Source organism: Halorubrum sp. JWXQ-INN 858, from assembly GCF_009806985.1.
GTDB lineage: Archaea > Halobacteriota > Halobacteria > Halobacteriales > Haloferacaceae > Halorubrum.
Genome location: NZ_WUAX01000011.1, coordinates 411,472 through 423,739, shown reverse-complemented (window position 1 = coordinate 423,739; position 12,268 = coordinate 411,472). Strand labels below are relative to the sequence as shown.

The window sequence follows — 12,268 nt, the reverse complement described above, 5'->3', positions numbered from 1 at the left end:
GACCGGATATGAGCGACCTCCCGGACGACTTCGACTGTACCATCACCAACTGGGAGTACATCTACGGCCTCTGTCGAACCGTCTCCGACCAAGTGAAACGCGCGGACTTCGAGCCGGACGTCGTCGTCGCGCTCGCGCGTGGCGGCTGGTTCGCGGGACGGTGTATCTGTGACTTCCTCGGGCTCGACGACCTCACGAGCCTCAAGATGGAACACTACGTGGGCACCGGCGTCAAGTCCGACGAGCCGCAGATCCGCTACCCGATGCCGGAGGGAAGCGTCGAGGGGAAGAACGTGCTGATCATCGACGACATCGCCGACACCGGCGGCTCGATCCGTCGCGCGGAGGAGTACGTCTCCGAGCGCGACGCCGCCGAGATCCGGACCGGCACGCTCCAGCTGCTCGGCAGCTCCGAGTTCGACCCGGACTTCGTCGGCGAACGGTTAGAGGAGTGGACGTGGGTCGTCTACCCGTGGAACTTCATCGAGGACATGATCGACCTCGTCTCGGGCGCGATGGAGCGGGCCGACGTCGAGACGTTCGACGCGGAGGACGTCCGCCACGCGCTCGATGAGTTCCACGGGATCGACCGGATCGGGATGGAGATCGCCCAGCCCGCCCGGCTTGAGGAGGTGCTCTCGGAGATGGATCGACGGGAAGTCATCGAGGCGGCCGCCCCCGGCGAGTGGCGGCTGACCGCGTAGCCGGGCATGAACGCTCGCGACGGAGGGCGCGACGACGCCGCCGAGAAGAGCGAGGACACCGCCGAGGAGTGCGAGCACCCGGGAGGCGAGGACGCGACCGACGATCCCGCCGTCATCGACGCGGTCCTCGACGCGTACGCGCTGAAGGACGAGTGCCGGACCGGCTGGCAGCTCCGCGGCGTCCGTGACCCAGAGTCGGTCGCCGCCCACACGTGGGGGGTGGCGTACCTCGTGTTGGCGCTCGGCGACCGCTTCCGCGAGGACCTCCCCGGCGTCGACCTCGATCGGGCGCTCCGGCTCGCGGTCGTCCACGACGTCGCCGAGGCGGAGACGGGCGACGTGCCGCGGCGTGCCGACCCCGACGCGGAGTCGGTCGACCCCGACGCCAAGGCGGCCACGGAGCGCGCCGCGATGGTCGACCTCGCCGGGCCGCTCCCCGAGCGGGTCCGGGAAGCGTGGGAGGCGTACGAGGCGCGGGAGTCGCCGGAGGCGGTGCTCGTCAAGGAGTGTGACCTGCTCGACGGCTGCCTCCAGGCGACGGTCTACGAGCGGGACGACCGGTACGACCCCGCCGCCGGCGACCCGGACGCGTTCGTCGCGTACGACGACCTCGACGAGTTCTTCGCCACCGCCGAGCCGCGGCTCCGGACGGATGCCGGCCGCGGCCTGTTCGAGCGGATCCGGGAGCGGTATCGAGCGTATCGGGAACGAACGGGCGGATGAGGGCGCTCCGCACCGCACGATGGACGAGAGGGCGTCACACCGGAGCACCGCACGACTGACGAGGGGGCATCACACCGGAGCACGGCCCGCCGGTCGGTGCGGGCGGTCGCCGCCGAGCACCCGTTTTTCCGGAACTCATCGCCGCTACCGTGTGCGCGGATAGGAAACCAATTAACCCTCCGGTCGGGAACTGTGGGTGAGAACCGCGTGCTCGCGGCACGACCCTGGTACGATATTCATGGATACGGACCTCATCATCATCGGTGGCGGAATCAGCGGCGCATCGCTTCTGTACACGGTCTCGAAGTTCACCGACGTCGACGACGTGACCCTCATCGAGAAGGAGCGCAAGATCGCGGCGGTGAACTCCCACCACACGAACAACTCCCAGACGCTCCACTTCGGCGACATCGAGACGAACTACACCCTCGAGAAGGCCGAGGAAGTAAAGGAGGGTGCCGAGCTGCTGGCCGGCTACCTCGAGGCCGTCGACCCCGACCGCGAGATGCACAGCAAGCGGAACAAGATGGTGCTCGCGGTCGGCGAGGAGGAGGTCGCCGAGCTCGAGGCGCGCTACCACGACGAGGGGTTCGGCGAGCTGTTCCCGAAGCTCGAACCGATCGGGCGCGAGGAGATCGCCGAGCTCGAGCCGAAGGTCGTCGAGGGCCGTGACCCCGACACCGAGCTGCTCGCGCTCCGGACCCCCGACGGCTACGTCGTCGACTACGGGATGGTCGCCGGATCGTTCGTCGACGACGCCCGCGAGGAGGACGGCGTCTCCGTTCACCTCGGGACGACCGTGACGAACGTCGACGAGACCGACGACGGGTTCCGCGTCGAGACGGACGACGGCGACTTCGCGGCCGAGGCGGTCGCGGTCGCGGCGGGCTCACACAGCCTCCAGTTCGCCCAGGAGATGGGGTACGGCGAGGACAAGTCGCTCCTGCCGGTGGCGGGGAGCTTCTTCCTCGCCGACGACCTGCTGAACGGCAAGGTGTACACCCTCCAGATGAAGAAGCTCCCGTTCGCGGCGGTCCACGGGGACGCGGACGTCCACGACGGCAGCGTCACCCGGTTCGGGCCGACCGCGAAGGTCGTTCCGACGCTCGAGCGCGGCCGCGTCTCGACGGTGACCGACTTCGCCGACGTGTTCGGCTTCACGCCGGCGTCGTTCGCGAGCTACGCGAACGTCCTCTCGGACCGGATCCTGTTCCCATACGTCGTCCGGAACCTGGTGTACGACGTCCCGGAGGTCGGCAAGCGGGCCTTCCTGCCGAACGTCCAAAAGGTCGTGCCGACGGTCGAGGCGTCCGACATCGACCGCGCCAGCGGCTACGGCGGCGTCCGGCCGCAGATCGTCGACACCGACGCGAAGGCGCTCGACATGGGCGAGGCGAAGATCACCGGCGACGGGATCCTGTTCAACATCACGCCCTCGCCGGGCGCGTCGACCTGCCTGAAGAACGCCATCGCCGACACCCACACCCTGCTCGGCTTCCTCGACGGGGACCACTCGTTCGACGAGGCGGCGTTCCGTGACGCGACCATCGGCACGTTCCCCCGGCTGAGCGACGACACTGCGGCGGGCGCGGCCGATGCCGACGGCGAGACCGCCGCGGAAGACGGGACCGCCGCGGACGACACGGACGACGACGCGGTCGTCCCCGGAGCGAGGGACTGACGGCAATATGCCCGCCAACGAGCCCGCGAGCGACGGGGACGACGCCACCGAGACCGACGGGGTCGCCATCGAGACCGACGGGGACGTCGACGCGACGGCGGCAGGCATCGGCGATCACCTCGTGGCGACCTGGACGGGACTCGATCGGGGCTGGCAGGCCCTGCTGCTCGGGGTGGCGATAGTCGCCGTACACCTGCTGGGGCAGCTCCTCTGATGGGGGCGACCGCCGCGGTCCGATCGCTCCTTCCCGGGCTGGCGCTGCTGTGTGCCGGGGCGCTGTTCGCACACCTGGTGGCGGGGGCCGTCGACGGCCTCCAGCCGCTCGTCGTCGCGGTCGCCGTCGGCGTCGTCGTCGGGAACCTCGTCGGCACGCCCGCGCCGGCCGAGGCGGGCGTCGGCACCCACAAGCTCTTCTTGGAGACGGGGATCGTCCTGCTCGGCGCGGCGGTCGTCGTCGAGGAGTTCATCGCCGCGGGGCCGACGGTGCTCGCGCTCGTCGTCGCCGCGGTCGCGGGCGGCGTCCTGCTGGCGGAGGGGATCGCCCGGCTCCTCTTCCGGCTCGACGGAGAGACGCCGTCGCTTCTGGCCGCCGGCGCGAGCATCTGTGGCGTCTCCGCGGTCGTCGCGGTCGGGCGCGTGCTCGACGCGCGGGGGACCGCGCTCACGTTCGCCGCGGCGACGATCCTGCTGTTCGACGCCGTCACGCTCGTCGCGTTCCCGCTCGCTGGCGAATGGCTCGACCTGTCGGCCCGCCAGTTCGGGGTGTGGGCCGGCGTCAGCATGTTCTCGACCGGGCCGGTCGCCGCCGCCGGGTTCGCGCACTCGGCGGAGGCCGGCCAGTGGGCGACCGTGACGAAGCTCGCCCGGAACTCGCTGCTCGGCGGGGTCGCGATCGCCTACTCGCTCGCGTACACCGCCCGGTCCGCCACGGACCCCGGCGTCCGGAAGCTGTGGACCGAGTTCCCGAAGTTCCTGCTCGGCTTCCTGCTCGTCGCCGTGATCGCCAACAGCGGGGTCCTCTCGGCGGCCGCGATCGACTCGATCGGGGCCGTCTCGAACGCCCTGTTCACGCTCGCGTTCGTCGGGCTCGGGCTCTCGATCCGGGTCCGCGAGATGCGCAAGGTCGGCGCGGCCCCGGTCGGGGTCGTCCTGATCCACCTGCTGGTCGTGAGCGCGCTCGCGCTCGTCGCGGTCCGGCTCCTGTTGTGAGGCGGGCGGGACGACGCTCCCGTCACGGCTCTACGCTACGCTGTTCTCACGTCACGCCGCCGTCGTCGCCGTCGTACGCCTCGTACGCCCCCGAGTCGAGGACCGCCGCCAGCTCGTCGACGACCGCGATGACGTCCGCGAACGCGGTGTACAGGGGGGCGGGACAGACCCGAACGACGTTCGGCGGGCGGAAGTCGACGACGACCCCGCGCGCCTTCAACGCCCGGCTCAGCCGCTCGGCGTCGGGGTGTTCGAGCGCGACGTGGCCGCCGCGGGCGTCGTGGTCCCGCGGGGTCCCGATCGACACCTCGGGGAGCCGAGCGTCGACGAGCGCGATCAGCAGGTCGGTGAGCGCGAGCGACTTCCGGCGGAGCCGGTCGACGCCCGCCTCGCGGATCTCCGCGACCGACCCCTCGAGAGGGGCAGCCGCCAGCAACGGCGGCGTCCCGATCTGCCACGCGCCCGCCGAGTCGGCGGGGGTGTACGTCGGCCGCATCTCGAACTGGGTCGCCTTCTCGTGGCCCCACCAGCCGGGGAGCGAAGGGGTGAGCCCGTGGTGGCGCTCGGCGACGAACAGCGCGCCGACCGATCCCGGCCCGCCGTTGAGGTACTTATACGTACACCAGACGGCGAAGTCGACGCCCGCGTCGGCGAACGCGTGGGGGACGACCCCGACCGAGTGGGCGGCGTCGAACCCGACGTACGCGCCGGCGTCGTGAGCGGCCGCGGCGATCCGCTCGACGTCGAACAGCTGGCCCGAGCGGTAGAGCGCGGTCGGCATGAAGACGATCCCGACGTCGTCGTGCTCCTCGAGCGCGGCCTCGACGTCCGCGGGGTCGATCGTCCGCCCGTCGCGGCTGGGAACGGTCCTGAGCTTCGCGGCCGGGTCGATCCCCCGCGCGCGGAGCTGGCCGCGGATCGCGTAGTGATCGGAGGGGAAGTCCAGCTCGTTGGCCAACACGGCCGGCGTCACGTCGGCGTCCCACTCGCTGGCGGCGGCGTGGCCGTCACGGTCGGGGCCGTCGCGGTCGGGACCGCGACCCGCGAGCAGCTCGTCGAGGAACGTGCCGACGAGCGCGTGGACGTTCACCGTGATCGAGTTGCCGACGACGACCTCCGCGGGGGCCGCCCCGACGAGCGGCGCGAGGGCGGCCCCGAGCCGCTCGCCGACGTCGAACCACGGCGGGTCCGCGTCGGTCCACCCCTGGATGAGGAGGTCGCGCCACTCGTCGACGACGCGGTCGAGCCCGGCGAGCGCGGCGTCGCTCGCGGGACCCAGCGAGTTCCCGTCCATGTACAGCCGGCCGTCGGGGACGTGATACCGGTCGCGGAAGCCGGCGAGCGGGTCCGCGGCGTCGAGCCGAGCGGCGGCGGTGGCCGGGTCCGCACCCTCGTCCGTCACACGGTCGACCGCTGCGTACGGATCGACGGGGGCCTCGTTCGAGTCCATGCCCGTGGGGGCGTGGCCGACGACTAAGCCCTTCCGGGACGCGGGACGGGCGAGGTCGTCCCCGGCTCGCCCGGCTGGGTCGTCCTCACCGCCGCCCTCGCCGACCCGGCTCCGAAGAGCAACCCTTAGGCGGCGAGCCCTCCGATGCGGGATATGAACGAGACGACGGTCGGCGGGGCCGACGGGGCCGGGCGAGCGTCGATCGACGGAGCGACGCGCGGGGACGGGGAGCCGCCGACGATCGTGGCGGAGGGCGTCCGGAAGGCGTACGGCGACGTGGTCGCGCTCGACGGGGTCGACCTCGCGGTCGACGCCGGCGAGGTGTTCGGGCTCATCGGGCCGAACGGGGCCGGGAAGACGACGCTCGTGCGCGCGCTTACCGGGACCACCGCCTTCGACGGGCGGGTCCGGGTGTTCGGTGTGGGGCCGGACGCGGTCGACCCACAGCGGATCGGCCTCCTCCCGCAGTCGTTCGACCCGCCCGAGCGGCTCACGGCGCGCGAGCTGGTCGCGTACTACGGCGGGCTGTACGACGAGTCGCGCGACGTCGAGGCGGTCCTCCGCGACGTCGGGCTCGCGAACGACGCGGACGCGTGGTACGAGACGCTCTCGGGCGGCCAGCGGCGGCGGACCTGCGTCGCGACTGCCCTCGTCAACGACCCTGACCTGCTCTTTCTGGACGAGCCGACGACGGGGATCGACCCGGCGGGCCGCCGCTCGATCCACGGGCTGATCGAGGGCCTGGCCGACGCGGGGACCACGGTGTTCCTCACGAGCCACGCGATGGACGAGGTCGAGCGGCTGGCCGACCGGGTCGCGCTGTTGCGCGACGGGGCGATCGTCGCCGTCGGCGCGCCCGAACGGCTGATCGCCGACCACGGCGGCGAGCCCCGGTTGGAGGTCGTGATCGCCGGGGACGAAGCCGCGGGGAGCGGCGGCGGGGAACCCGGTGGCGAGACCATGGGAACCGGCGGCGAGGAGTCCGACGGCGAGGAGGCCACCCAGAGGGCCACACAGGAGGTCGTCGACGAGGTCGCTGACGGGATCGCTGACGGCTCCGCGGTCGAGGTGTCGGCGACCCCGGCCGGGCTCCGGTTCGTCGGGGTCCGCCCCGAAGGGATCGGCGAGGCGGTCGCGGCGCTGGAGGCCGCGGGCGTCGGCTTCGAGTCGCTGTCGTGGTCGGAGCCGACGTTGGAGGACGTCTACCTCCGACTCACCGGCGAGGCGTATTCGCCCCGCGCCGTCGCCGACGCCTCGGTCCCCGCGTCGGCGGAGGTGGTCGATCGATGAGCCGGGCGGGACGGGTCCGGGCGGAGGCGACCGCCGCGGCGCGATCGTTCCTCCGGCGGCGGACCGCGGTGTTCTTCACGTTCTTCTTCCCCGTGATCCTCGTCGTCATCTTCGGCGCGCTGGTCCGGACGCAGCCGACCGGCGGCGGCCTGTTCGCGGAGCCCGCCGGCTACTACCTCCCCGGCTATCTCGCGGTCGTCGTGCTGTTCACGCCGCTGTCGCGGGTCGGATCGGAGATCGCCCGCCACCGGGACGGCGGGCGTTTCGAGAAGCTGGCGACGACGCCGCTGACGCGCGTCGAGTGGCTGCTCGCGCACACGCTCGTCAACGTCGGGATCATCGGCGCGGCGAGCCTGCTGATCTTCGGGCTCGTGGTGGCGGTGACGGACGCGACGGTCGTCGTCTCACCGGCGCTCGCGGTCCTGCCCGCCTTCGTCGCCGTCGGCGTCGCACTCTTTTGCGGGTTCGGGGCCGTCCTCGGCGCGCTCGCGGACTCACAGGACGGGGTCATCGCCGCCAGCAACACGGTCGCGCTCCCCCTGCTGTTCCTCTCGGAGACGTTCGTCCCGCCGTCGCTGCTGCCCGAGTGGTTCCTCCCGGCGGTCGCCGCGTCGCCGCTGACGTACTTCGCACGCGGCGTCCGGGCGATCACCTACGAGGGAACCGCGTGGGCGACCGATCTCGCCATCCTCAGCGTTCTTGCGGTCGTTTTCCTCGCAGTCGGCGCGTACGCGATCCCGCGAACCGACTGAGTTCCGTCAAAGGACGCGTTCGCGGACGCAACCCCATCGATCAGGCCGATCGGCGCTCACTCGATCTCCCGAATGACGACGTCGTGGGCGCCGTCGCGCAGCGTCGCCTCCTCCACGGCCTTCAGCTCCTCGGCGGTCGCGTCGACGGTCGCGAAGTGGTTGCCGGCCAGCTCGCCCGCGGGACTTTTAAAGCAGGTGGGCCCGCAGGGGAACAGGATCTCCTGTTCGTTCCGGTAGCCCGGATACAGGAGGAGGTCGCCCCGGGAGGGATAGACGGTGTGGTTCTCCCGTGGGATCTCCGGGAGGTCGATCTCGTCGATCTCGATCCACGTCGCGATGCCGCTCCAGCGGACGTGCATCAGCTCCGATTCGAGCGGCAGGAAGTCGCGAACGGCGGCGACGGACTCCGGCGCGCGGTCCGGGTGCAACTCGGCCTCGAACGTCGTATCCTCGATCTCGATCTCCAGCATGGGTGGCGTCGTGACCCACGTGCACGACGGGGTTAAAAGTCGACTCCGAGCGGCGAAGCCGCCACGGTCGTCGGCCGATCCGAAGCGGTCCACGCCGGACTCGCGGCCACCCCACCCACATTTAAGTGTTCACTCGGCCGTGAGTGAGTCATGAACGAGACGCTCGACCGGATCGTCGACAGCGGCGTCGTCGCGGTGTTACGCGGCGTCGAGGCGGACCAGCTCATCGACATCGCGGACGCGCTCCGCGAGGGCGGCGTCACCGCCATCGAGGTGACGGCCGACACCCCGGACGTCGCCGACCTCATCTCGGACGTCGCCGGCTCCTTCTCCGAGGGCGAAACCGTGGTCGGGACGGGGACCGTCCTCGACGCCGAGACCGCCCGGACGACGCTCATGGCCGGCGCGGAGTTCGTCGTCTCGCCGAGCCTCCACGAGGACGTCATCGAGACGTGCAACCGGTACGGGGCCGTCAGCGCGCCCGGCGTGATGACGCCGACGGAGGCGATCCGCGGCTACGAAGCCGGCGCGGACTTCGTGAAGGTGTTCCCCGCCTCGACGGTCGGTCCGAGTCACCTCGCGGCGATGAAGGGGCCGCTCGGACAGGTCCCGATGATGCCGACCGGGGGCGTCGGGCTCGACAACGCGGCCGACTTCCTCGCGGCGGGCGCGTTCGCCGTCGGTGCGGGCGGCGCGCTCGTCGACTACGAGGCGGCCGAGCGCGGCGACTACGAGGCGATCACGGAGACGGCCCGGGAGTTCTCCCGGATCGTCGAGGACGCTCGCACGGACGACTGAGATCGGCGCGGTCGGTCCAGGGGCGCGGTCAGTTCAGGAGCGCGGTCGGTTCAGGAGCGCGGTCGGTTCAGGAGCGCGGTCGGTTCAAGAGCGCGGTCGGTTCAGGGGCGCGGGTCGTGCGACCGCTCGTCGCCGCGCGTGCCGTCGGCGTCCGCGGGGCGCTCCTCCTCGACCGGGATCTGATGGGCGGAGTCGGCGAACCCCGCCGAGAGGATCCGGGTCATCCCCTCCTCGACGCTCTCGCCGGTTTCCTCGATCCGCTCGGGTTCGACCTCGATCACGAACCCGGAGGTGATGTTCGGCGCGGTCGGCATGAACAGGACGATCTTACCGTCGCGGGTCTTCTTCCCCGTTTTAAACGCGGTCATTCGGATCCCGGCCCACGTCTCGAGGTAGACGGGGCTCTGCAGCTCGTCGGTGCCGGAGAGGGCGGTCTCGACGGCGAGCTTCGAGGCGTTGTACACCACGCGGAGCGCGGGGATCCGGTTTATGCTGTCGTCGATCTTCGACTCCGCCAGCCGGCCGAGCGTCGTCCGCATGAAGTACCCCACCGCGAGCACGAGCGTCGTGAACACGGCGATGGCGATGATCACGCGCGAGAAGGGCAGCAGCGGGCCGGGGATGATCTCCGGCTGGAGCGCGTCGATGAGCGGGATCGACGCGATGTGCCGGTAGATCCACCGAATAACCAACAGGAGGACGAGGAGTGGGGCCAACACGATGAGGCCGCTCGCGAAGTCGCGCTTCCACGTGGACATCTATCGACCCACTATGTGTCGGGGGCCCTTAAGAGGGCTTCTACGTGTCGACGACGACCGTCCCGGGCCGCCGTCGACGACCGTTCCCGGGCTGCCGTCGTCGACCGTTCCCGGCCGCCGTCGTCGACGACGGGACATCACCCGACGATCGCGCGCACGGCGAAGAGCGCGTTCTCCTTGCGCTCGCGGATCCGCCGGTAGAAGTACGAGAGCCACTTGTCGCCGTACGGGGCGTACTGGTGGACGTCGACGCCCTGCGCCGCGAGGTCGCGCTGGGCGTCCTCGCGGACGCCCATCAGCATCTGTACCTCGTAGTCGGTGCCGAACTCGTCGGCGAGACGGGTCGCGAGCGACACCATCGCGGGGTCGTGGCTCCCGACGGCGACGCCTCGATCGCGGTGTTCGAACAGGTACTCGATGTCCGCGCGGTACGCCTCGTTCACCCGCGCCTTGTCGGTGTAGGCGACGGCCGCCGGCTCGTCGTACGCGCCCTTCACGATCCGTATCTTCCCCGGGACGTCGACGAGCCGCTCGAGGTCCTCGCGGGTGCGTTTGAGGTTCGATTGGAGACACTGGCCGACGCTCCACGGGTACGTCTCGGCGATCGACTCGAACGCATCGAGGGTGGCGTCGGTCGTGTCCGCGTCCTCCATGTCACACCAGACGAACGCGTCGTGCTCGTGGGCGTGCGCGACGATCTCCCGATAATGCTCCTCGAACAGGTCCACCGAGACGTCGAGGCCGATCTGCGATGGCTTCACCGAGACGCAGGCGTCGAGGTCGGCGTCCGCGATGTCGTCGATCAGCGCGAGGTAGGCGTCGACGTCCTCGCGCGCCGCCGCGGGGTCGTCGTAGTGCTCGCCGAGGAGGTTCAAGATTACCTTCACGCCGTCCTCGTTGCAGGTCCGCGCGTGTTCGAGCGCCTCCGGAACGCTCTCGCCGGCGACGAACCGTCGCGCGATGGGAAGGATCATGCTCGCGTCTTGCGGCGGCACGGTCTTTACCGTTGTCACTTTTCGGTGCCTCCTCCCGTTGGCCTCTCGTTATCCCCTTCTGCCCAGTCCCGGGCGAACCAGGGTGAATCGACGACTCGCGGCCGTCGGGCGCGGCGCTTCGCGGACGTAGTTTATAAGCGAGACGTGGTCTCCGGGAGGTGGAGTTTATAAGCGAAGCGTGGCCTCTGCGGATAGGACTTATAAACGGAACGTCACCGGCTGCGGACGGGGTTTATTAGTAGTCGGCCGGCACGTCACTCCCCGTCGCCGGCGTCGTCGCCGTCGGGATCGGTCGGGACGCCACAGAGGTTCCCGTCCCCGTCGAACCGCTTCGCTCGGAGGAACCGCGTCCGGTAGCGGTTCGCTCCCTTATAAACGTCCGCCTCGCGGATCTCGTCGATCCGGCCGTCGGCGACGGCGTCGATAAGCGCCTCCAGCTGCTCCTTCTCGCTCGGGGTCAACTCGAACTCGTAGGTTCGCTCCGGTTCGCTCTCCAGACGGGTCCACTTGCGCGCGGCCGAAACCACGAGCGAACACGGCTCGCGGCAGGGGAAGACGCCGTCGCCGCCGTCGACGTCGAGGTCGGTGTCGGCGTCGTACTCCCACTCGCGCCGCTTCAGGCACTGTGAGTCCGCACAGCACGTCTCGGCCACCCAGTTCACGTGCTCGTGCCCCTCGCCGCGGTCCCACGTCTCGACGACGCCGTAGATCCCGGACTGCCGCGCCATCGTCTCGCGCCAGTGGTCGACGTCGAGTTCCCCCTCCCGCTCGCGGTACCAGTTGGCGACCGTCGCGGGGTAGACGGTCTCGACCGTCTCGTACGCCTCCCGCGGGCCGAGCTCCGGGAAGACCCAACCGGTCCGCAGCGTCGGCGCGGTCTTCAGGGGCCGGTAGCGCCCGTCCGCGTCGAGCGTCACGATCTCGCGCGCCTCGCGGGGGTCGTCGTGGGCGGTCAGGTCCTCATGGGCGACGCCCGCGTCGTCGACGTGACGTACCTCGTACCGGCGCTCGCCCCGGTCCGTCACCGTCGCGGTGACGCGCAGCTGGCCCCACTCGCGGACGACCCCGTCGGCGAGGGCGGCGTATCGCCGCGCGACGGGCAGCCCGTCGGCGTCCTCCAGCCAGCGGAGGAACGCCCGCCGCGGGCCGAACTCGCCGACGACGCGCTCGAAGAGGTACCAATCCGTGACGGCGGCGGCGTGGTCGGCGAGCGCCTCGTGGAGCTCGCGGTCGCCCAGCCCGGGCCGCCGGTCGCCGCCGGTTTCGAGCACGTAGCCGTCGTCGTCAGCCGCGAGGGTTCCCCCCTCGAACCGGACGACTGCGTCCGGCTCGAGCGTGTCCGCCGCCGCGAGCAACGCGTCGAACGCGTCTCCCGGGAGATCGACGTCGACCACGTCGCCGGCGGCCGTCGTGTCGTTTCGGGTGGCGTCGGTCACGG

Annotated in this window: 13 protein-coding genes; 8 read left to right on the top strand and 5 right to left on the bottom strand. The window is 70.9% G+C overall.

Annotation, left to right across the window (positions count from 1 at the left end; all coding sequences use genetic code 11):
* The first annotated feature begins 8 nt into the window (after positions 1-8).
* From GRS48_RS10885 to GRS48_RS10865, 5 genes are all read left to right on the top strand, one after another.
* On the top strand, positions 9-704 hold the full coding sequence (locus GRS48_RS10885; protein WP_159486349.1) for a phosphoribosyltransferase: 696 nt from the start codon (positions 9-11) through the stop codon (positions 702-704).
* A 6-nt stretch (positions 705-710) separates the two neighbouring features.
* Positions 711-1,427 carry an HD family hydrolase gene (locus tag GRS48_RS10880; protein WP_159486347.1) on the top strand — a complete coding sequence of 239 codons (717 nt, stop codon included), beginning with the start codon at positions 711-713 and terminating at the stop codon, positions 1,425-1,427.
* Positions 1,428-1,665: 238 nt separating this feature from the next.
* Entirely contained in the window at positions 1,666-3,108 is a 1,443-nt protein-coding gene (locus GRS48_RS10875; protein WP_159486345.1) for an FAD-dependent oxidoreductase, read from the top strand.
* A 7-nt stretch (positions 3,109-3,115) separates the two neighbouring features.
* Entirely contained in the window at positions 3,116-3,322 is a 207-nt protein-coding gene (locus GRS48_RS10870) for a hypothetical protein (protein WP_159486343.1), read from the top strand.
* Positions 3,322-4,317: a YeiH family protein gene (locus tag GRS48_RS10865; RefSeq protein WP_159486341.1), complete on the top strand. Its 996-nt coding sequence runs from the start codon at positions 3,322-3,324 to the stop codon at positions 4,315-4,317. Before GRS48_RS10870 ends, GRS48_RS10865 begins: the two co-directional genes overlap by 1 nt.
* A gap of 46 nt (positions 4,318-4,363) precedes the next feature.
* On the opposite strand, the gene kynU is transcribed toward GRS48_RS10865, so the two are convergent.
* A complete protein-coding gene (gene kynU, locus GRS48_RS10860; protein ID WP_159486339.1) occupies positions 4,364-5,767 on the bottom strand; it encodes a kynureninase in 1,404 nt (467 codons plus the stop codon).
* A 153-nt stretch (positions 5,768-5,920) separates the two neighbouring features.
* Between kynU and GRS48_RS10855 the strand changes: the two genes are divergently transcribed.
* Positions 5,921-7,057: an ABC transporter ATP-binding protein gene (locus GRS48_RS10855; protein ID WP_159486337.1), complete on the top strand. Its 1,137-nt coding sequence runs from the start codon at positions 5,921-5,923 to the stop codon at positions 7,055-7,057.
* Positions 7,054-7,809 carry an ABC transporter permease gene (locus tag GRS48_RS10850; protein ID WP_159486335.1) on the top strand — a complete coding sequence of 252 codons (756 nt, stop codon included), beginning with the start codon at positions 7,054-7,056 and terminating at the stop codon, positions 7,807-7,809. Before GRS48_RS10855 ends, GRS48_RS10850 begins: the two co-directional genes overlap by 4 nt.
* A gap of 56 nt (positions 7,810-7,865) precedes the next feature.
* On the opposite strand, the gene GRS48_RS10845 is transcribed toward GRS48_RS10850, so the two are convergent.
* A complete protein-coding gene (locus GRS48_RS10845) occupies positions 7,866-8,279 on the bottom strand; it encodes a DUF3830 family protein (protein WP_159486333.1) in 414 nt (137 codons plus the stop codon).
* A 150-nt stretch (positions 8,280-8,429) separates the two neighbouring features.
* Between GRS48_RS10845 and GRS48_RS10840 the strand changes: the two genes are divergently transcribed.
* A complete protein-coding gene (locus tag GRS48_RS10840; protein ID WP_159486331.1) occupies positions 8,430-9,077 on the top strand; it encodes a bifunctional 4-hydroxy-2-oxoglutarate aldolase/2-dehydro-3-deoxy-phosphogluconate aldolase in 648 nt (215 codons plus the stop codon).
* Between the two features lie 101 nt (positions 9,078-9,178).
* Here the strand turns inward: GRS48_RS10840 and GRS48_RS10835 are convergent, their stop codons facing one another.
* From GRS48_RS10835 to GRS48_RS10825, 3 genes are all read right to left on the bottom strand, one after another.
* The gene (locus GRS48_RS10835; RefSeq protein WP_159486329.1) at positions 9,179-9,835 is read right to left on the bottom strand and encodes a DUF502 domain-containing protein; all 657 of its coding nucleotides are present in this window, start codon (positions 9,833-9,835) and stop codon (positions 9,179-9,181) included.
* Positions 9,836-9,972: 137 nt separating this feature from the next.
* On the bottom strand, positions 9,973-10,809 hold the full coding sequence (locus GRS48_RS10830; protein WP_159486327.1) for a proline dehydrogenase family protein: 837 nt from the start codon (positions 10,807-10,809) through the stop codon (positions 9,973-9,975).
* 275 nt (positions 10,810-11,084) lie between these two features.
* Positions 11,085-12,266, bottom strand: a complete 1,182-nt coding sequence (locus GRS48_RS10825; RefSeq protein WP_321168403.1) for a DR2241 family protein — start codon at positions 12,264-12,266, stop codon at positions 11,085-11,087.
* Positions 12,267-12,268: the final 2 nt, after the last annotated feature.